The sequence below is a fragment of the Candidatus Mycobacterium wuenschmannii genome, assembly GCF_030252325.1.
In the GTDB taxonomy this organism is placed as follows: Bacteria; Actinomycetota; Actinomycetes; order Mycobacteriales; family Mycobacteriaceae; genus Mycobacterium; species Mycobacterium wuenschmannii.
In genome coordinates this window covers 3,095,595-3,115,509 of the sequence record NZ_CP126981.1, presented here as the reverse complement: position 1 = coordinate 3,115,509, position 19,915 = coordinate 3,095,595, and the positions used below count along the sequence as shown (strand labels likewise).

Genomic DNA, 19,915 nt, shown 5'->3' with positions numbered 1-19,915 from the left:
GAGGTCACTGTGCCTGATCCGCGCTGAATGAGACGCCATTAAGCTGTGTGTTCGTGACAATCCCGAACGTCCTGGCCAATCGCTACGCCAGCGCCGAGATGGTGGCGATCTGGTCGCCGGAGGCCAAGATCGTGGCCGAGCGACGACTGTGGCTGGCGGTGTTGCGTGCCCAGTCAGAGCTGGGCGTCGAGGTGCCGGCCGGCGCGATCACCGACTATGAGCGGGTGCTCGACGACGTCGACCTGCCCTCGATCGCCGCCCGCGAGCGCGTGACGCGGCACGACGTGAAGGCCCGCATCGAAGAGTTCAACGCCCTCGCCGGCCACGAGCACGTACACAAGGGCATGACCAGCCGCGACCTGACCGAGAACGTCGAGCAGCTGCAGGTGCGCCGGTCGCTGGAGTTGGTGTTCGCGCACGGGGTGGCCGTCGTGGCCCGGATGGCCGAGCGCGCCGCGAGCTACCGCGATCTGGTGATGGCAGGCCGCAGCCACAACGTTGCCGCGCAGGCGACCACCCTTGGTAAGCGGTTCGCTTCGGCCGCGCAGGAGACGCTGGTCGCGCTGACCCGGCTGCGTGAACTGATCGACCGTTACCCGCTGCGCGGCATCAAGGGCCCGATGGGCACCGCGCAGGACATGCTCGATCTGCTCGGTGGCGACGCGGCCAAACTCGCCCAATTGGAACGTCTGATCGCTGATTTCTTGGGCTTTACAACAGTTTTGACCAGCGTCGGCCAGGTCTACCCGCGCTCGCTGGACCACGACGTGGTGTCGGCCCTGGTGCAGTTGGGCGCCGGACCGTCGTCGCTGGCGCACACCATCCGGCTGATGGCCGGCCACGACCTCGTCACCGAGGGCTTCGCCCAGGGCCAGGTCGGCTCGTCGGCCATGCCGCACAAGATGAACACCCGCAGCTGCGAGCGGGTCAACGGGCTGCAGGTGATACTGCGCGGTTACGGGTCGATGGCCGCCGAACTGGCCGGCGCGCAGTGGAACGAGGGCGATGTCTTCTGCTCGGTGGTGCGTCGAGTCACGTTGCCGGACAGCTTCTTTGCCGTTGACGGTCAGATCGAGACGATGCTGACCGTGCTCGACGAGTTCGGCGCCTACCCTGCGGTGATCCAGCGCGAGTTGGACCGCTACCTGCCGTTCCTGGCCACCACCAAGGTGTTGATGGCCGCGGTGCGGGCCGGGGTGGGCCGCGAGACGGCGCACGAGGTGATCAAGGAGCATGCGGTCGCCGCGGCGCTGGCCATGCGCGAGCAGGGCGTCGAGCCGGATCTGCCGGGCCGGCTGGCCGGCGATTCGCGATTGCCGTTGGACCGCAACGCGATCGACGCCGCACTGGCCGATCGTGAATCGTTCATCGGCGCGGCCGGGGACCAGGTGGATGCCGTGATCGCGGAGGTCGACGCGCTGGTCGCCCGTTACCCCGATGCAGCGAAGTACACGCCGGGCGCCATCCTGTGACGCTCGCGGAGGTCGACTTCACCGATCTGGACAACTTCGCCAGCGGCTTCCCCCACGACCTCTTCGCGATCCACCGCCGTGACGCACCGGTGTACTGGCACCACCCGACCGAGCACACCCCCGACGGGGAGGGCTTCTGGTCGGTCGCCTCATACGCGGAAACACTTGCGGTGCTGAAGGATCCGGTGACGTTCTCGTCGGTCACCGGCGGCGGCCGGGCCTTCGGCGGGACGCTGTTGCAGGACCTGTCGATCGCCGGCCAGGTGCTCAACATGATGGACGACCCGCGGCATTCGCAGATCCGGCGGCTGGTCAGCTCGGGGCTGACACCGCGGATGATCGGCCTCGTCGAAGACGATCTGCGGGCCCGGACCCGGCGCTTGCTGGACGCGGTGGTGCCCGGCGAGCCGTTCGACTTCCTGGTCGACATCGCCGCCGAATTGCCGATGCAGATGATCTGCATACTGCTGGGAGTGCCTGAATCCGAACGTCATTGGCTGTTCGAGGCAATCGAGCCGCAGTTCGACTTCGGCGGATCGCGCACGGCCTCACTGTCGGAGTTGACGGCCGAAGAGGCCGGGTCGCGGATGTACACCTACGGGCAGGAGCTGATCGCCGCGAAGCGCGCGCAGCCGACCGACGACATGTTGTCGGTGGTCGCCAACGCCGATACCGCCGACGGACCGGAGATGTCCGACCTCGAGCTGTACCTGTTCTTCAGCCTGCTGTTCAGCGCCGGCGCCGAGACCACCCGCAACGCTGTCGCGGGCGGGTTGCTGGCATTGGCCCAGCATCCAGACCAATTAGGTTCTCTGCGTGGCGATTTGGACGCGCTGCCGGTCGCGGTCGAGGAGATGGTCCGGTGGACATCGCCGTCACCGTCGAAGCGGCGCACCGCCACCCGCGACGTCACGCTCGGCGGCGTGCCCATCGAGGCGGGCCAGAAGGTGCAGATCTGGGAGGGGTCGGCCAATCGTGACGCGACGGTGTTCGACGGCGCCGACGAATTCGATGTCACGCGAAAACCGAATCCGCACTTGGGTTTCGGTCAGGGTGTGCACTACTGCCTGGGCGCCAACCTGGCCCGGCTGGAACTGCGGGTGCTGTTCGAGGAACTGCTGGCCCGTTTCGCCGACGTCCGGGTGGTGCGCGACGTCGAATGGACCCGCAGCAACCGGCACACGGGCATCCGCCACCTCGTTGTCGAGCTGCGCTAGCGCGTCCTGACGGCCATTCCGGCCGAACGCAATTCGATCGCGGCCAGCCCGTGGATCGCGTGCGGGTCGCCTGCGCGCCACGCCCCGACCGGGTCGGGGGTGATGGCGGTGAGCCGGGCGAGCGGCCGGTTGGCCAACGCCCGCAATGCCAGCAACTGCGCCCCGGCTGGGGTGGCGGCCAGCGCGCCGACGGTGAGCTTGCGACGGACGAAGCGGATCCTCAGTACCAGCCACGGCACCACGAGTCCGAGGGTCGGTGGCGCCGCGACCGCCAGCGCCAGCACCACGGCCAGCCAGCTAGCAGTGCTGTCCAGGTTGTGGCCGGCGCCCGCGATGTCGAGCGCGGCCTTGCTGGCCGCCTTGAGCGGCTCGCTGACCGCGCCCCCGACCAGCGGGATGTGGCTGGCGCTGTGGCCCGCGGACTCGAGGCTGTCGGCGACACCGTCGGCGCCGCCCTGGACCTGCCGGCCCACCTCGGCGATCGTCGCCACCGCGCTGTAGACGGCCAGGCCGACGAGCACCCACACGAAACTCCAGATGACGACGAGGGCGTCGATCAACAACTGCGCCGCCAGCCGGCCCGGGGTATTGGCGTAGGGGACATACCGCGATTTCATACCCCGATCCCAGCACAGGGTCGGCTCTGCGGGCACGGTTCGGCTGACAGTTAGGCTGTCCCGATGCGTCCCGCTCTGTCCGACTACCAGCACTTGGCCAGTGGCAAAGTCCGCGAGCTGTACCGCATCGACGACGACCACCTGTTGTTCGTCGCGACGGACCGGATCTCCGCATTCGATTACGTGCTCGACAGCCTGATTCCCGACAAGGGCCGCATCCTGACCGCGATGAGCGTGTTCTTCTTCGGCCTCGTCGACGCGCCCAACCACCTCGCCGGCCCACCGGACGACGAGCGCATCCCCGACGAGGTCCTGGGCCGCGCGCTGGTGGTGAAGCAACTGGAGATGGTGCCGGTCGAATGCGTCGCCCGCGGCTATTTGACCGGCTCGGGCCTGCTGGACTATCAGGCGAGCGGCAAGGTCTGCGGCATCACGTTGCCGCCCGGTCTCGTCGAGGCCAGCAGATTCGCGACGCCGCTCTTCACCCCGGCCACGAAAGCCGAACTGGGAGAACACGATGAGAACATCGCGTTCCCACAGGTCATCGGACTGGTCGGCGGAGTGCGGGCCAACCAGCTGCGCGACCGGACATTACAGACCTACGTGCAGGCCGCAGATCACGCGCTGACCAAGGGAATCATCATCGCCGACACCAAATTCGAGTTCGGGGTGGACGCCAACGGCAACCTCATCCTGGCCGACGAGGTCTTCACCCCGGACTCGTCCCGGTACTGGCCCGCCGCCGAATACCGGGCCGGCGAGGTGCAGAACAGCTTCGACAAGCAGTTCGTCCGCAACTGGCTACTCGGCGCCGAGTCGGGCTGGGACCGACACGGTTCGGAGCCGCCGCCCGCGTTGCCGGACGCCATCGTCGACGCCACCAGAGCGCGTTATATTGAGGCCTACGAACGTATTTCCGGTCTCAGCTTCGACGACTGGATCGGTTCGGCCGCATGACCGCCAGCGTTGAGCCGCCAGTCGCCAAGAGAGTCGACTCGCGGCGAGAGTTTCACGGTGACGTCTTCGTCGACCCGTACGAGTGGCTGCGAGACAAGTCCAGCCCCGAAGTGCTCAGTTACCTGGAAGCGGAGAACGAGTACGCCGATGAGGCCACCGCTGCGCTAGAGCCGTTGCGGCAGAAGATCTTCGATGAGATCAAGGCCCGCACGAAGGAAACGGATCTTTCTGTTCCGGTCCGGCGCGGCGACTGGTGGTACTACGCCCGCAGCTTCGAGGGTAAACAGTACGGCGTCCAATGCCGTTGCGCGGTGGCCGATCCGAACGACTGGAATCCGCCCGTCCTCGACGAGCACACGGAGATCCCGGGCGAACAGGTGCTGCTGGACGAGAACGTCGAGGCCGAGGGACACGACTTCTTCTCACTGGGAGCGGCCAGCATCAGTCCGGACGGCAACGTGCTCGCGTACTCCGTCGACGTGGTCGGCGACGAGCGATACACGTTGCGGTTCAGGAACCTTCGCACCGGCGAGCAGTACCCCGACGAAATCGTCGGCATCGGCGCGGGCGCGACGTGGGGCACCGACAACCGGACCGTCTACTACATCACCGTCGACGCGGCGTGGCGCCCCGACACCGTGTGGCGACACCGGCTGGCATCCGGTCTGCCGGCCGAGAAGGTCTATCACGAGGCGGACGAGAAGTACTGGCTGGGCGTCGGCCGGACCCGTAGCGACAAGTACGTGCTGATCGCGTCGGGTTCGGCGATCACCTCCGAGGTCCGCTACGCCGACGCCGCCGACCCGACCGCCGAGTTCGTCACCGTGCTACCGCGCCGCGACGGGATCGAATACTCGGTGGAGCACGCGGTCGTCGGCGGGCGGGACCGATTCCTGATCCTGCACAACGAGAATGCGGTCAACTTCACGCTGGTCGACGCCCCGGTCGGCGACCCGACCGACCAACGCACGCTGATCGAGCATCGCGACGACGTGCGACTCGACGGCGTCGACGCGTTCGCCGGACATCTGGTGGTCAGCTACCGTGGCGAGGCGCTACCGCGAATTCAGCTGTGGCCCATCGCCGATGACGGCTACGGGCAACCCGAGGAGATCTCGTTCGACTCCGAACTGATGTCGGCCGGGCTGGGCGGCAACCCCAACTGGGACTCGCCGAAGCTGCGGGTCGGCGCGGGATCGTTCGTCATCCCGGTGCGCATCTACGACCTCGATCTCGAGACCGGCGAGCGCACGCTGCTGCGTGAGCAACCGGTGCTCGGCGACTATCGCCCCGAGGACTACGTCGAACGCCGCGAATGGGCGCTGGCCGCCGACGGAACCAAGATCCCGATCTCGATCGTGCACCGCGCCGGTATCGAATTACCGGCTCCTGCACTGGTGTACGGCTACGGCGCCTACGAGATCTGCGAGGACCCCCGGTTCTCGATCGCTCGCCTGTCGCTGCTCGACCGCGGCATGGTCTTCGCTGTCGCCCACGTTCGGGGCGGTGGCGAGATGGGCCGGCTCTGGTACGAGCACGGCAAGCTGCTTGACAAGAAGAACTCCTTCACCGACTTCATCGCCGTCGGGCAGCATCTCGTCGACACCGGGCAGACGCGCCCGGATCGGTTGGTGGCGTTGGGCGGTAGCGCCGGCGGATTGCTGATGGGTGCGGTGGCCAATATGGCTCCGGACCTGTTCGCGGGCATCCTCGCGCAGGTGCCGTTCGTCGATCCGCTGACGACGATCCTGGACCCGTCGCTGCCGCTGACCGTCACCGAATGGGACGAGTGGGGAAACCCGTTGAGCGACAGCGACGTCTACCACTACATGAAGTCGTATTCGCCGTACGAGAACGTTGCCGAGCGCAGCTATCCGGCCATCCTGGCGATGACGTCGCTGCACGACACCCGGGTCTATTACGTAGAGCCCGCCAAATGGGTTGCGGCGCTTCGGTATAGCAACACTAACGGTAGCCCGGTGTTGCTGAAGACTCAGATGACGGCGGGCCACGGCGGTATCAGCGGGCGGTACGAGCGTTGGAAAGAGACGGCCTACCAGTACGCCTGGCTGCTGGCGGCCGCCGACCGCGAGCATTACGGTGGCGGTCAGGTCTAGCGGCTATACCGGGACATTCGCTTCGGCCCGCCCGGCCGGCGGCGGCTTGTTGGGCAGGAACGCCACGGGTATGAGTGTCAGCGCGACGATGACGATAGACACCATCAGCACGAGTGTGTAGGACTGGGTCAGGTCGTGCATGAGCCGGGCGGTGAAGTCCGCGGACACGTCGTGATGTGCCGGGGCCGGTGCGCCGTGCTTGGTGAACTTGCCACGCAGGATGCCGAGTTTCTCTGCGACGCCGATGGTTTCGCTGCGGTTGAACTGACTGGTCAGGATCACCGACATCAGGGCGGTGCCGACCGCGATCGCGACGTGCTGGTTGACGCTCAGCAACGTCGACCCACGCGCCACTTCGTTCGGCCGCAACGTCTGCACCGCAGCTCCGGACAACGGCGTGAGCGTGCACCCCAGACCGATCCCCATTGTCACCAGCCCCACCATCAGGACCGGCAGGTACTCCGCCTGTTGCCATGCGCCATAGGTGAATACGGCCAACCCCGCCGCGATCAGCGCGATGCCGACCAGCAGGACATTGCGGGGCCCGCGGCGATCCATCAATGTGCCGGCCAGCGGCATGGTGAGCATCGCGCCCAGCCCCTGCGGAATCAGCTGCAAGCCGGACTGCAGCGGCGTCTCGTGGAACAGCTGCTGCAGGTAACTGGGGACCACCAGGAATGCACCGAAGAATCCGACTGAGAAGGCGAACATCGCGATGTTGGACAACGTCACCGCGCGGTTCTGGAACAGCGCCAGGTCGATCAGCGGATGGTCGGCACGGTGCAGCGCATGGAGCACGAACGCCGCAATCAACGCGATGCCGATCAACCCGGGTATCCAGACCCGGTTGTCGGTGAAGCTGTCGTGCCGGGGCACCGACGAGATCCCGAACAGCAAAGAGGCCAATCCCGGTGACAGCAACAACATTCCGACGAAGTCGAACGCCTCCGACGGGTGCGGCTGGTCCTTCGGGAAGACCGAGGCGGCCAGAACCAGCAGGATCGCGCCGACCGGCAGGTTGATCCGGAAGATCCACTCCCAGCCGTATGCACTGATCAGCCAGCCGCCCAGGACCGGGCCGCACATCGGCGCGAGCAGCATCGGAATTCCGAGCACCGCCATCAGCCTGCCGAGCCGCCTCGGACCGGCCTCGCGGGTCAGAATGATCAGCGTCAGCGGCACCAGCATGCCGCCGCCGATGCCTTGAATGACGCGAAAGGCGATGAGCTGGCTGATGTTTGACGCCAGCGAGCACATCAAGGACGCCAGGGTGAACCACAGGGCCGCGCCCATGAACAGCCTTTTGGTGCCGAACCGGTCGGATGCCCAGCCGGCCAACGGAATAACGGTGGCCTGCCCCAGCGTGTACCCGGTGATCGTCCACGCGACCATGGCCTGGGTCGACCCGAACTCCGCGACGAACGTGCGTTGCGCGACGCTGACGACGGTGCCGTCCAGGATCGCCATCACCGAGGCGAGAATGCAGACCCCGGCGATTCGCAGCAGTCCGGCGTCGAGCGAGTCGGGATAGTCGGCGCCTGATGCAGTGTCCGTCGGCGATGCCGCGCTCGAAACCATATGGGCCAGCGTAACGACAAACTAACTAGCTGATCAATCTAAGTTGCCGCGGGTGCGATGCAGGTAGCCTCCGGACCATGACTGTGACCGAGATCCCTCTGACCGGCCTCGACGGCGGTGCCCTGTCGCTGGCCGACTACAACGACCGTGCCGTCCTGGTCGTCAACGTGGCGTCCAAATGCGGCCTGACACCGCAGTACGCGGCACTGGAACAGTTGGCGCGCGACTACGGCGAGCGCGGACTGACCGTTCTCGGGGTCCCATGCAACCAGTTCATGGGGCAGGAACCCGGCACCGCTGAGGAGATTCAGACCTTCTGCTCCACCACCTATGGGGTGACGTTCCCGTTGCTGGAGAAGACCGAGGTCAACGGCCCGGATCGGCATCCGCTCTACGCCGAGCTGACCAAGACGCCCGATGCCGCCGGCGAGGCGGGCGATGTGCAGTGGAATTTCGAGAAGTTCCTGATCGCCCCGGGTGGGCAGGTGGTCAATCGATTTCGGCCGCAGACCGTCCCCGACGCGCCGGAGGTCATCGCCGCCGTCGAGGCCGCTTTGCCGAATTAGCTGGTAGCCGGGGCGAACTGACGCCTGCTGTCCGCGTGTACGTCACTATCTGGACACCTGAGATGGTCACCATTGACGTGTGTCTGGGAAGTTGATCGTCTCGGTATCCGGGATCCGCGACCGCACGCTGGACGACGTTGCCGAGTTCTGCGAGAAGATGGACGCCCGCTCGGTGCCGGTGTCACTGCTGGTCGCGCCGCGCCTCAAGGGCGGCTACCGACTGGACCGCGACCCGACGACCGTCGAGTGGCTGACCGACCGCCGCGCCTCCGGCGCCGCCGTCCTGCTCAACGGATACGACGACGCCGCCACCAAGAAGCGCCGCGGCGAATTCGCGACGCTGCCCGCGCACGAGGCCAACCTTCGGCTGATGGCCGCCGACCGGGTGCTCGAACACCTCGGCCTGCGCACCCGGCTCTTCGCGGCGCCGCGCTGGACCGCATCGCCCGGAACCGTGACAGCATTGCCGCGCAACGGATTCCGGCTACTTGCCGACCTGCATGAGATCACCGACCTGGTTCGGCGGTCCACCGTGCGGGCACGGGTGCTGGGCATCGGCGAGGGGTTCCTGTCCGAGCCGTGGTGGTGCCGGATGCTGGTGCTCTCGGCCGAGCGGGTGGCACGCCGCGACGGCGTCGTCCGGGTTGCGGTGGCGGCCAGCCATCTGCGCAAGCCGGGGCCGTTGCAGGCGATGCTGGACGCGGTTGATATTGCCCGGCTGCAGGGCTGCGAAGCCACCGTGTACCAGTGGCGGGCGGATCAGGCGATTCTCGACGCGGCCTGACCATTCCGGTCGCTACTGTGTAGCGCCATGAGCGATACCCAAGCTGATGTCGTCGTCGTCGGGGCGGGCCTGGCCGGCCTGGTAGCGGCCTGCGAGGTGGCGGAGCGTGGCAAGCGGGTATTGATCGTCGACCAGGAGAACAGCGCCAACCTGGGTGGGCAGGCATTCTGGTCGTTCGGCGGCCTGTTCTTCGTCGACAGTCCCGAACAGCGTCGGCTCGGCGTCCGCGACAGTCACGAACTCGCCCTGCAGGACTGGCTCGGCACCGCGGCGTTCGATCGGCAGGAGGACTACTGGCCCAGGCAATGGGCGCACGCCTACGTGGATTTCGCGGCCGGGGAGAAGCGCAGCTGGCTGCGCGACCGCGGGCTGAAGATCTTCCCGTTGGTCGGTTGGGCCGAGCGCGGCGGCTACGGCGCTCAGGGACACGGCAATTCGGTGCCGCGATTCCACATCACCTGGGGCACCGGGCCGGGGATTGTCGAGATCTTCGCGCGCCGGCTGGTCGACAACCCGCACGTGCAGTTCGCCTACCGGCACCAGGTCGATGAGTTGATCGTCGAGGGTGGGGCGGTGGTCGGAGTTCGGGGCAGCGTGCTGGAACCGTCGTCCGAGCCGCGTGGCGTCACCTCGTCGCGAAATTCGATCGGCGAGTTCGAGTTTCGTGCCCAAGCGGTGATCGTCACCAGCGGCGGCATCGGCGGCAACCACGACATGGTGCGGGCGAACTGGCCCACCCGAATGGGCCGCGTTCCGGAGAAGATGCTCGCCGGGGTGCCCGCGCACGTCGACGGCCGGATGATCGCGATCGCCGAGAAGACCGGTGCGCGGGTGATCAACCGGGATCGCATGTGGCACTACACCGAAGGCATCACCAACTACGACCCGATCTGGCCGATGCACGGCATCCGGATCATTCCGGGCCCTTCGTCGCTGTGGCTGGACGGCAACGGCAAGCGGTTGCCGGTTCCGCTGTATCCCGGCTTCGACACGCTGGGAACGCTGGAGTACATCGCGAAGTCGGGCCACGACTACACCTGGTTTGTGTTGAACAGCAAGATCATTGGCAAAGAGTTCGGACTTTCAGGACAGGAGCAGAATCCCGACCTGACCAGTCGCAGCGTGCGGCAGCTACTCGCGTCACGGGCCGGGTCGGGTGCGCCGGGTCCGGTACGGGCCTTCGTCGACCGGGGCGTCGACTTCGTCACCGGAAACTCGTTGCGCGAGTTGGTGTCCGCGATGAACACGCTGCCCGACGTAACGCCGCTGGACTACGCGACGGTCGCCGACGAGGTCACCGCCCGCGATCGGGAAGTGGTCAACAAATTCACCAAGGACGGTCAGGTCACGGCGATTCGCGCAGCCCGCGAGTTCCTCGGCGACAAGCTGGGCCGGGTCGTCGCGCCGCATCCCATCCTCGACCCCAAGGCCGGGCCGCTGGTCGCGGTCAAGTTGCACATCCTGACCCGAAAGACGTTGGGCGGCTTGGAGACCGACCTCGATTCGCGGGCACTCGGTGCCGACGGCACGCCACTGGACGGGCTGTATGCCGCCGGCGAGGTGGCCGGCTTCGGTGGGGGCGGTGTGCACGGCTATCGGGCGCTGGAGGGCACCTTCCTCGGCGGCTGCATCTTTTCCGGGCGCGCGGCGGGCCGCGGCGCGGCCAACGACATCGGCTGAGTTCGCCGAGGATCTAGAAGGTGACGCCGGTTTCTTCGGGCAGCACCTGGAAGTCGGTGTCGGTCATTTCGGTGAGCCGGCCGTAGTAGATGCCGCGCGCTTCCGGCGCGACGACCGCCTGGTGGATCGGCACCGCGCGGGCCGGCGCTACCGCCCGCAGATAGTCGACCGCCTCGGAGATCTTCATCCAGGGCGCGGCGGCCGGAGTGGCCAGCACATCGATCGGCTCGTCGGGCACGAACAGCGCATCGCCGGGATGCATAAAGCTGCCGGCGTGCTGGCCGTCATCGATGACATACGAAATGTTGTCTATCACAGGAATTTCCGGGTGGATGACGGCGTGCTTGCCGCCGAGCGCGCGGATCGTCAATTGGCCGACCGACAGCGCATCACCGACGTGTACAACCTGGCACGGCACCGAAAGTTGCCCGGTGGTCTGCGGATCGGCGTACAGCGCGGCATCCGGATTGCCGTCCAGCAGCGCCGGCAACCGCGCCTCGTCCACGTGGTCGGGGTGCTGGTGGGTGATCACGATCGCGGACAGGCCGGTGATGCCCTCGAACCCGTGCGAGAAGTTGCCCGGATCAAACAAAACCTTCGTGTGGCCGAAATCCGCAAGAACGCAGGAATGACCGAAATGCGTGAGTTGCATGTCTACGATTGTGCGCTCATGGGGTGCAGGGGCATGCGCCTAGTCTTGGCGACGGCGCTGATCGCGGGAGGCCTGCTGGTCACCTGCGTGGTGGCGCCGGCCGCGCGCGCCGATCCGGAGACCTGCCCGCCCACCTGCGATCAGATTCCGGCCACCGCCTGGATCCCGCGGGAGGCGATACCGCTCAGCGCGACCTACCGCTGGCCGTCGCCGGCCGCCTCGGCGGTGGTGATGACCGGCGGTGCTACGCCCCGATTCCGGTTCGAGGAAGCGTGCGCCACGCCGCCGTTCCCGCAGGACACCCGCAACTCCGCCGTCGCCGCGCGGGCATCGGTCGACAAGCCCGTGGGCCAATGGCAGCTACGGGCCGAGATCATGCATTGGCGGGGCGACACCGCACACGGCGGTCCGGTCGCGAGGTCGGTGTTCGACCTCGTCGCGCCGTCGCTGCGCGCCTGCCAGCTGGGCGCGCCCGCGGAGTCGCCGTCGGTAACCGTGGACGAGCCCAACCGACTTGCCGCGGTGATCAGCGGGCCGACCATCCTGCACACCTACTTCGTCGCGCACCCGGAGAGCAGCACGATCAGCGAGCTCACGCTGTGGGGGGCCGACCCGGTGCAGCCGCCCTGGCCGATCATTTCGGACGCCCAAGTGCTGGACGCCATGACGGGTTCGGTCTGCGCGGCATACGTCGGCTCCTGCTAGAGCGCCGGCCGGGAGCCCGACCGGTACAGTTGGCGCCGAGCAGCCAAGACAGTAGTGAGGAGTGCGGGTGGCCCGGGTGGTTGTGCACGTAATGCCCAAGGGCGAGATTCTCGACCCGCAGGGCCAGGCGATCGTCGGTGCGCTGGGCCGGCTCGGCCACGGCGGCATCTCGGATGTCCGACAGGGCAAGCGGTTTGAGCTCGAGGTAGACGACAGCGTCGACGACGCGGCGTTGGCCGAGATCGCCGAGTCGCTTCTGGCCAACACGGTGATCGAAGACTGGACCGTCAGCCGAGAGCCGCAGTGACGCCCCGCATCGGCGTCATCACCTTCCCCGGGACGCTGGACGATGTCGACGCCGCGCGCGCGGCGCGGCTCGCCGGCGCCGAGGCCGTCAGTCTGTGGCACGCGGACGCCGACCTGAAGGGCGTCGACGCCGTGGTGGTGCCCGGTGGGTTCTCCTACGGCGACTACCTGCGCTGCGGCGCCATCGCGAAGTTCGCCCCGGTGATGGGCGAGGTGGTCGCCGCCGCGGGGCGTGGATTGCCGGTTCTGGGTATCTGCAACGGTTTTCAGGTGCTTTGCGAGGCAGGTCTGCTGCCCGGGGCGCTGACCCGAAACCTCGGCCTGCACTTCGTCTGCCGTGACGTCTGGCTGCGGGTGGAATCGACGTCGACGGCCTGGACGTCGCGTTACGAGCAGGGCGCGGACCTGCTGATCCCGTTGAAGTCCGGCGAGGGCCGGTACGTGGCCTCCGACGCGGTGCTCGACGAGCTGGAAGGCGAGGGCCGGGTGGTCTTCCGCTACCACGACAACGCCAACGGCTCGCTGCGTGGCATCGCGGGTGTCAGCTCGGCCAACGGCCGCGTCGTCGGCCTGATGCCCCACCCCGAGCACGCCACCGAGGCGTTGACGGGGCCGTCCGACGACGGTCTGGGCCTGTTCTACTCGGCGCTCGACGCAGTTCTGACGGCCTAGCGCAGTGCGTGCTCGGCCATCAGGTCGACCGGACTATCTTGCGCGGAAAGTCCAGCGGTGCAACGTAGTTCACCGAATGCCGCACTGAGTGCTTCGGTGGCCTCGTGCGGGTCGTCGAAGGTCTCGTCGTCGGTGAGCACCGCGACGCCGAGCTTGTCGACATAACTCCAGACGGTGATGTTCACCGGGGCACCAGGTGACAGCACCCCCGTCGAGTAGATCTCGCTGACCGGCGCACCCGCGAAGTGGCCGCGTTCGCGCGGCCCGGGCACGCTGGACACCGCCACGTTCATCATCTTGTTCGGCGCATCGCGCCGGCCGAGCCAGCGGAACGCCGCGGGGGCAATCGCCGTCGGTAGGTAACCCATCAACTGTCCGTACAGCTTCGGGCCGAGGATCTCATGGTCCTCCTTGGCGATCTTGGTGGCCAGCGCGACGAGCTGGGCCCGTTCGGCCGGATCGGCGACATGCACGGGCAGTGAAATCGACAGCCCGCTGATCTCGTTGCCGGTGACGCGGTCCGATTTGTCGGTGGCCGTGGGGACCGACGCGATGATCGGCCGGTCGGCTTTGCCGTCGTAGTGCAGCAACAGCCGGCGCAGCGCACCCGCAGCCGTCGCGAGCACCACGTCGTTGACGGTGATACCGAGTGCCTTCGAGGTGGCCTTGACGTCGGCCAGGCGCAGCGCCGTGGTGGCGAACCGGCGCTGCGGTGACACCACGTGGTTGAGGAACGTCGGCGGGGCATCGAAGGCGTCGGCGAGGTCGGGATGATCTCCGCGCTCTTTCGTGCGCCGGCGCACCCGGGTGAAGCCTTTCGCCGCATCGCCGACCAGACCGGGAAGATCGGTGATTTGCCGGATGTGATCGCGCCCGGCGGCGACCAGCAGACCTGCCGTCGTCGGGCTGACGCCCGCCTCATCGTTGTCGCGTTCGTCGGTCGGCGCGCCCCTGAGGTCCATCGCGCGGGCGAGCAGGTTCACCGAGGCGACGCCGTCGGCGAGGGCGTGATGGATCTTCCCGATGAGCGCGAACCGTCCGCCCGCCAATCCCTCGGCGATGTGGAACTCCCACAACGGGCGGCTGCGATCCAGCGGCGTCGACGCCACCTCCCCGATGATCGCGTCGAGTTCGCGGCGACCGCCGGGCGCGGGCACCTGGACCCGGTGCAGGTGGTAGTCGAGGTCGACGTCGCAGTTCTCCAGCCACATCGGGTGGTGTAACCGCCATGGGATGTCAACGAGCTTGTAGCGCAACGGTTCCAGGAGATGCAGCCGCCGCAGCAGATGGTGCCGGAACGCCTCGAAGCTGAATTCCGTGTCGGCGGCCTCAGGGTCGACGATCGCCACCTTGAGCGTGTGGGTGTGCAGGTTGGGCGTCTCGCTGTAGAGCAGCATGGCGTCCATGCCGTTGAGTCGTTTCATCGGCCCACCTCCGTGCGCTCATGCAAGCACTTCGGAGCTGGCGAAACCGCGAAATGGCGCATTCAGCCCAGGATCGGGAAGCGGCGCTGCTTGGCCAACCGGTCCAGCGCGGCTTGCATCACCGAACGGACGTACTCGTCGACCGTGTCGACGTCGGGGTCCTTCCCGAAGCGCTTGGTGATGTCGATCGGTTCGAGCACCTCGGTGACCACCTTCGACGGCAATGGCAGGTTCGGCGGAAAGATCATGCTCAGCCCGAACGGGAAGCCGACGCTGATCGGCAGAATGTCCATGCGCGCCTTGGTGATTCCCAGTTTCTTGGCCAGCCAGTGGCCGCGGGTCAGGAACAGCTGGGTCTCCTGGGCGCCGATCGAGACCGTCGGCACGATCGGAACGCCGGCCTCTATCGCGGTACGCACGTAGCCGGTGCGACCGTTGAAGTCGATGGTGTTGGCGAACGTCGGCCGGTAGGAGTCGTAGTCCCCGCCGGGGAACACCAACACCACGGCGCCGGAATGCAGTGCTGTGGAGGCATTTTCGCGACTGGCCTCGATGACGCCCAGTCGTCGTAGGATGCCGTCCAACGGTCCCATGAAGATGCCGTAATGGCCGAGTGTGTAGACGGGACGGTCGTAGCCGAACTTCTTGTAGAACGCCGGCGAAAAGATGAACACGTCCGGCGTGAGCATCCCGCCGGAGTGGTTGGACACCACCAGTGCCCCGCCGGTGGCCGGAACGTTTTCGATGTTGCGCACCTCGGCGCGGTGATACTGCTTGATCACCGGGCCGACGGTGTTGGCGACCTGCTTGGTGAACTCGGGATCCCACTTAGCCGTCTCGCGGTTCTCCGCGTTGCTGCCCGCCATGCTGGAGCCCTCGAATCGTCGTCGATCGTCGTCGTGAGCATGATACTCTCCATTTTTGAGAACGTCATATCCGCTGCGTAGGCAAGGGAAAATGACCGAAAAGGTACTGGTCACGGGTGGATTCGGCCTAGTCGGGTCGCAGACCGTGCGCCGACTGGCCGCGGACGGGCATCGAGTGGTCGTCACCGACCTCGGTACCCCGGATCAGCGCACCGCGGCGGCGTTGTTGCCGTCCGGGGTGACCACTCGGTGGGCCGACCTCACCAAGCCCGACGAGGTCGATTGCCTGCTCGCCGAGGAGTCGCCGACGGCGATCGTCCACCTCGCCGCGCTAATCATCCCGGCGATTTTCCGCAACCGCGAACTGGGTCGACGTGTCAACGTCGACGCTACCGCCGCGCTCGTGCGCGCCGCGCAGTCGCATCCACGACCGCCGCGCTTCATCCTGGCCTCGAGTAACGCCGTGTACGGGTCGCGCAACCCGCATCGCCATCCCGAGCGGCTGACCGCCGATTCCCCGGTGCGTGCGTCGGATCTCTACGGCGCCCACAAGATCGAGGCCGAAAATCTAGTACGCGCTTCGAATTTGGAGTGGGTGATCCTGCGACTCGGCGGGGTGATGAGCGTCGTACCGGGCGCGATCCCGTTCAGCCGGGACGCACTGTACTTCGAGAGCACGCTGCCGACCGACGGCCGGATCCACACCGTCGACGTCCGCGACGTGGCGACGGCTTTCGCCGCGGCGACCACGGCTGACGTTGTCGGCGAGACGCTGTTGATTGCGGGCGACGACTCGCATCTGCTCCGGCAACGGGACGTCGGGCCGGCGTTGGCGGCGGCGCGCGCTCTCGAACGTGCTGCCGGTCGGTAGACCGGGCGACCCGGACAGCGAGGATGACTGGTTCGTAACGGACTGGTTGGACACCACGCGCGCGCAACAGGCGCTGTCGTTCCAACACCATTCATGGCCAGCGATGCTGGCCGAGATGCGCGACCACCGGGTGGCGGCGCTACCCGATCGCGTTGATCGCACCGCTGGCCCGGGCGTTTCTCAAACGCCAGGCCGCGTATCGCGATACGCCGGGCCGCTACGCCGACCCGTGGGGCGCGATGCGTGCGCGACTCGGCGACCCCAGGCCGGAATAGCCGGACGCTTCAAGGCTGCGTATCTCGGTAGGCCTCGAGAAGCCTCAGCCACACCTCGCTGATCGTGGGAAAACACGGCACGGCGTGCCACAGTCGGTTGATCGGCACTTGGCCGGCGACGGCGATGGTTGCGGAGTGCAGGAGTTCCGAGACACCGGGACCGACGAACGTCACGCCGAGCAGGTACTTGTGATCGGCATCCACCACCATCCGAGCCCGGCCGGTGTACCCGTCCGCGTAAATCGCGTCGAGCTTGTCCAGGCTGGTCGTCAGGTCGCCGAACTTCTCGGTGAGCTCGTCGATGCTGTCGATCGACTCGAAGGTATTGCGCAGCGCGAAGCAGATCGGGATGTCGTAGCAGTGCTTCTCCCAGTAGAAGTAGCTGTGCAACGGCCGAAAGAAGTCGTCGAAGTTCGCGAGCTTGTCCCGGACCTCGTTGATGATCGCCAGCGTCTCGTGGAACTTCTGCGTCTCGTCGTGGGTAGCGGTGGCGAGTTGCTGCTGCAGCGTGTACTGCTGCTGCAGGATTCCGATGGTCTTGTCGAGTTCCTGTGACTGCGTGAGCAAGTCGCGCGCGCGGTCCGCCTGATACTTCAGGTTCTGCACCTGACCGACACTCTGCTGGCTGATCTGGAACGCGATCGAACTGTGGTCCAGCGGTGCGCCCAGCGGACGCGTAATCGACTGCACCTGAGCGATTCCGGGAATGTGGAAGATGCCTTTGGCGATCTTCTCCAGCACCAGCATGTCGGCCGGGTTGCGCAGGTCGTGGTCGGCCTCGACCATCAGCAGCTCGGGCTCTAACCGAGCGCGGGAGAAATGCCGCTCGGCGGCGGTGTACCCCACGTTGGCCGGCGCGTCCGACGGAATGTAGGGACGGATGTCGTAGCTGGTTTTGTAGCCGGGCAGGGCGAGCAGTCCAATGAGGGCAACTGCGATGGACACCACCAGAATTGGGCCCGGCCACCGGACGATCGCGGTCCCGATGCGGCGCCAGCCGCGAGTCTGTAGCGCGCGTTTGGGATCGAACAGCCCGAAGCGGCTGGCGATCACGAGGATGGCCGGACCCAGCGTCAGCGAAGCGACGAGCGCGATGACGATGCCGATCGCGGCGGGGATGCCCAGGCTCTGGAAGTAGGGCAGTCGGGTGAAGGCGAGGCAGGCCACCGCGCTGGCGACGGTCAGGCCCGAGCCCAGCACGACATGCGACGTGCCCTCGTACATTTTGTAGTACGCGTCTTCACGCTCGTCGCCGGCCGACCGGGCCTCCTGGTAGCGGCCGACGAAGAATATGGCGTAGTCGGTGCCGGCCGCGATCACCAGCAGCGTGAGCAGATTCGTCGCGTAGGTCGACAGCGGCAGAACTCCCGCGTTGCCCAAAAATGCGACAAACCCACGCGCGGCGGCCATTTCGATCAGCACGGTGGCAAGAACCAGTCCGGTGGTGGCGAACGACCGGTAGACGAAGAACAGCATCACCGCAATCACGGCAACGGTGAGCCCGGTGACTTTGTTGTTGCCCTTGTTGCCCGCGGTGAACTGGTCGGCGATCGCCGGCGCGGCGCCGGTCAGGTAGACCTTGACGCCGGGCGGCGCCTGCATGTGGTCGATGGTGTTGCGGATGGCGTCGACGGAATCGTTGGCCTTCGCGTCGCCCTGGGCCCCGGCGAGGAACAGCTGGACGTAGGCGGCCTTACCGTCGGTGCTCTGTGACCCGGCCGCGGTCAGGGTGTCACCCCAGAAGTCCTGGATGTGCTCGACGTGCGCGGTGTCGCGCTCCAGCTTGTGGACCATCTGGTCGTAGAACTTGTGCGCGTCCGGGCCGAGGGGCTTGTCGCCCTCGAGCACGATCATCGCCGAACTGTCGGAGTCGAACTCGTGGAACACCTTTCCGATGTGCTTGATCGACTGGTACGACGGCGCATCGGGGGAACTGATGCCGACGTTGTGCAGCCGCCCGACCTCTTCCAGTTGGGGGATGACGATGTTCGGGATCATCGCCGCCGCCACCCAGAACAGCAGGATCGGCAATGCAAGCCGGTGAATGAGATGCGGGACGCGGGGCCGCCGCGCGCTGTGGTCGCTCATCCGGACTTGTCCAGACAGAAGGTGTAGGCGCTCAATTCGTTGACGGTCCTCTCGTCCTTGACGACGCCGTTGACGGTGATTCGGCACCCGAGTGTGTTGCCGTTGCCCTGGGCGACGACGTTGGCGATCACCGCGGGGTCGGTGGTGGTGATGGTGTACGACCATGGCAGCGGGGCGTTGTCGATCCGTTGCGGAGCGGCGTGCACGTCCTGGTAGTTGATGGTCGCGGTGGCCCCGGGTGTGCCGAAGACCTCGTACACCACGTGCTTGGGGTTGAACGGGACGATCTCGTCGGAGGCGCTGGCGCCGTGTGCGGCGTTCTTGCCCGAGTCGAAGGCGCCGTGCAGTCGGTCGACTCCGAAAGCGGCGAGGACGATCACGACGACCGCGACGATGAGCATCCATCGTCGCCGGACGAATGCCGTCGGCGAAAAGCTTTTCACCGGTTCACCTTTCGGCTGAGGCTCGGGAGCAGAACCTCGTCGACGAGGGCCGCCACCGTTGCCTTGGTCGGCGGGTTGTTCGGCATGATGATCCGGAAGATCAGGTAGCCGGGCAGCAGATCCCAGAGTTCGTCGCTGATCGCCGCGGCGTCGATCTCGCCGCGCTTGACTGCGTCGTGCAACACCTCGTCGATCAGCGCCTTGCGTTGGTCGAGGAACTGATGCTGCAGCGCCTCGTTTAGGGCGGGGTGGCGCGAGGTCTCGACGAGCACCGCGCGGATGGTGCCGCCTGGGCGGAGGCCTGCTCGCGGCACGCCTCCCCGAATGCGATGAGGTCGCCGCGCAGGCTGCCGGTGTGCGGATGCACCGCGACCTGCCGGACACCCTCGATAAAGGCGGCCAACACCAGTTCGGCCTTCGACGGCCAGCGCCGGTACACGGTGGCCTTGCTGGCCCGGGCCCGGGCGGCCACGGCGTCCAGGGTGAGACGGTCGTACCCGTGCTCCTGCAGTAGCTGCAGAGTCACGTCGAGCAACTCGGTTTCGCGCGGCGACCAGGGCGAAGCAGTCACGCCGTGCTGAACCGTCCCGGTCACAGCGGATAACCCTAGAGGGCAGGGGTAGTA

The 19,915-nt window shown here is 66.8% G+C and carries 16 protein-coding genes and 4 pseudogenes; 11 read left to right on the top strand and 9 right to left on the bottom strand.

The genetic code is table 11. The features are described from left to right. Positions 1 to 53 precede the first annotated feature (53 nt). Positions 54 to 1,472 (top strand): adenylosuccinate lyase, encoded by a 1,419-nt coding sequence (gene purB, locus PT015_RS14830; RefSeq protein ID WP_285185401.1) that lies wholly within the window; start codon positions 54 to 56, stop codon positions 1,470 to 1,472. Further along, positions 1,469 to 2,689 carry a cytochrome P450 gene (locus tag PT015_RS14825; protein ID WP_285185400.1) on the top strand — a complete coding sequence of 407 codons (1,221 nt, stop codon included), beginning with the start codon at positions 1,469 to 1,471 and terminating at the stop codon, positions 2,687 to 2,689. Before purB ends, PT015_RS14825 begins: the two co-directional genes overlap by 4 nt. On the opposite strand, the gene PT015_RS14820 is transcribed toward PT015_RS14825, so the two are convergent. Further along, positions 2,686 to 3,306: a hypothetical protein gene (locus tag PT015_RS14820; protein ID WP_285185399.1), complete on the bottom strand. Its 621-nt coding sequence runs from the start codon at positions 3,304 to 3,306 to the stop codon at positions 2,686 to 2,688. The two genes, PT015_RS14825 and PT015_RS14820, sit on opposite strands and share 4 nt — an antisense overlap. Before the next feature lie 63 nt (positions 3,307 to 3,369). Between PT015_RS14820 and PT015_RS14815 the strand changes: the two genes are divergently transcribed. Together PT015_RS14815 and PT015_RS14810 are read left to right on the top strand one after the other, a co-directional pair. Beyond that, positions 3,370 to 4,263 (top strand): phosphoribosylaminoimidazolesuccinocarboxamide synthase, encoded by an 894-nt coding sequence (locus PT015_RS14815; protein WP_285185397.1) that lies wholly within the window; start codon positions 3,370 to 3,372, stop codon positions 4,261 to 4,263. Further along, on the top strand, positions 4,260 to 6,380 hold the full coding sequence (locus tag PT015_RS14810) for a S9 family peptidase (protein ID WP_285185395.1): 2,121 nt from the start codon (positions 4,260 to 4,262) through the stop codon (positions 6,378 to 6,380). Before PT015_RS14815 ends, PT015_RS14810 begins: the two co-directional genes overlap by 4 nt. A 3-nt stretch (positions 6,381 to 6,383) precedes the next feature. Here PT015_RS14810 and PT015_RS14805 read toward each other — a convergent pair whose 3' ends face one another. Continuing rightward, entirely contained in the window at positions 6,384 to 7,958 is a 1,575-nt protein-coding gene (locus tag PT015_RS14805; RefSeq protein ID WP_285185394.1) for a DHA2 family efflux MFS transporter permease subunit, read from the bottom strand. Between the two features lie 77 nt (positions 7,959 to 8,035). Between PT015_RS14805 and PT015_RS14800 the strand changes: the two genes are divergently transcribed. From PT015_RS14800 to PT015_RS14790, 3 genes are all read left to right on the top strand, one after another. Beyond that, positions 8,036 to 8,524 (top strand): glutathione peroxidase, encoded by a 489-nt coding sequence (locus tag PT015_RS14800; protein WP_285185388.1) that lies wholly within the window; start codon positions 8,036 to 8,038, stop codon positions 8,522 to 8,524. Between the two features lie 79 nt (positions 8,525 to 8,603). Continuing rightward, positions 8,604 to 9,308: a DUF2334 domain-containing protein gene (locus PT015_RS14795; RefSeq protein ID WP_285185392.1), complete on the top strand. Its 705-nt coding sequence runs from the start codon at positions 8,604 to 8,606 to the stop codon at positions 9,306 to 9,308. Between the two features lie 27 nt (positions 9,309 to 9,335). Next, the gene (locus PT015_RS14790) at positions 9,336 to 10,988 is read left to right on the top strand and encodes an FAD-binding dehydrogenase (protein ID WP_285185387.1); all 1,653 of its coding nucleotides are present in this window, start codon (positions 9,336 to 9,338) and stop codon (positions 10,986 to 10,988) included. 13 nt (positions 10,989 to 11,001) lie between these two features. Here the strand turns inward: PT015_RS14790 and PT015_RS14785 are convergent, their stop codons facing one another. Then, a complete protein-coding gene (locus PT015_RS14785; RefSeq protein WP_285185386.1) occupies positions 11,002 to 11,640 on the bottom strand; it encodes an MBL fold metallo-hydrolase in 639 nt (212 codons plus the stop codon). Between PT015_RS14785 and PT015_RS14780 the strand changes: the two genes are divergently transcribed. The 3 genes from PT015_RS14780 to purQ all read left to right on the top strand — a co-directional run bounded on the left by PT015_RS14780 (position 11,617) and on the right by purQ (position 13,323). After that, positions 11,617 to 12,345, top strand: coding sequence for an ATPase (locus PT015_RS14780; protein WP_285185385.1), 729 nt, complete (start codon positions 11,617 to 11,619; stop codon positions 12,343 to 12,345). The genes PT015_RS14785 and PT015_RS14780 overlap by 24 nt on opposite strands. Before the next feature lie 67 nt (positions 12,346 to 12,412). Beyond that, on the top strand, positions 12,413 to 12,652 hold the full coding sequence (purS, locus tag PT015_RS14775; RefSeq protein ID WP_285185384.1) for a phosphoribosylformylglycinamidine synthase subunit PurS: 240 nt from the start codon (positions 12,413 to 12,415) through the stop codon (positions 12,650 to 12,652). Further along, entirely contained in the window at positions 12,649 to 13,323 is a 675-nt protein-coding gene (gene purQ / locus PT015_RS14770; protein ID WP_285185391.1) for a phosphoribosylformylglycinamidine synthase subunit PurQ, read from the top strand. Before purS ends, purQ begins: the two co-directional genes overlap by 4 nt. Here purQ and PT015_RS14765 read toward each other — a convergent pair. Further along, positions 13,320 to 14,747, bottom strand: a complete 1,428-nt coding sequence (locus tag PT015_RS14765; RefSeq protein WP_285185383.1) for a WS/DGAT/MGAT family O-acyltransferase — start codon at positions 14,745 to 14,747, stop codon at positions 13,320 to 13,322. The two genes, purQ and PT015_RS14765, sit on opposite strands and share 4 nt — an antisense overlap. A gap of 62 nt (positions 14,748 to 14,809) precedes the next feature. Then, complete coding sequence (locus PT015_RS14760; protein WP_285185382.1) at positions 14,810 to 15,613, bottom strand: lysophospholipid acyltransferase family protein; 804 nt, start codon at positions 15,611 to 15,613, stop codon at positions 14,810 to 14,812. Between the two features lie 91 nt (positions 15,614 to 15,704). Between PT015_RS14760 and PT015_RS14755 the strand changes: the two are divergent. After that, positions 15,705 to 16,759, top strand: a pseudogene (locus PT015_RS14755) (NAD-dependent epimerase/dehydratase family protein). Between the two features lie 9 nt (positions 16,760 to 16,768). On the opposite strand, the pseudogene PT015_RS14750 reads toward PT015_RS14755, so the two are convergent. From PT015_RS14750 to PT015_RS14735, 4 genes and pseudogenes are all read right to left on the bottom strand, one after another. After that, a pseudogene (locus PT015_RS14750) lies at positions 16,769 to 17,002 on the bottom strand (pyridine nucleotide-disulfide oxidoreductase); the annotation flags it as partial. Further along, positions 17,000 to 18,847, bottom strand: a pseudogene (locus tag PT015_RS14745) (MMPL family transporter); the annotation flags it as partial. The pseudogenes PT015_RS14750 and PT015_RS14745, both read right to left, overlap by 3 nt. After that, positions 18,844 to 19,290: an MmpS family transport accessory protein gene (locus PT015_RS14740; RefSeq protein ID WP_285187548.1), complete on the bottom strand. Its 447-nt coding sequence runs from the start codon at positions 19,288 to 19,290 to the stop codon at positions 18,844 to 18,846. The gene PT015_RS14740 and the pseudogene PT015_RS14745, both read right to left, overlap by 4 nt. After that, positions 19,287 to 19,885 (bottom strand): annotated as a pseudogene (locus PT015_RS14735) (TetR/AcrR family transcriptional regulator). The gene PT015_RS14740 and the pseudogene PT015_RS14735 overlap by 4 nt, the downstream one beginning before the upstream one ends. Positions 19,886 to 19,915: the final 30 nt, after the last annotated feature.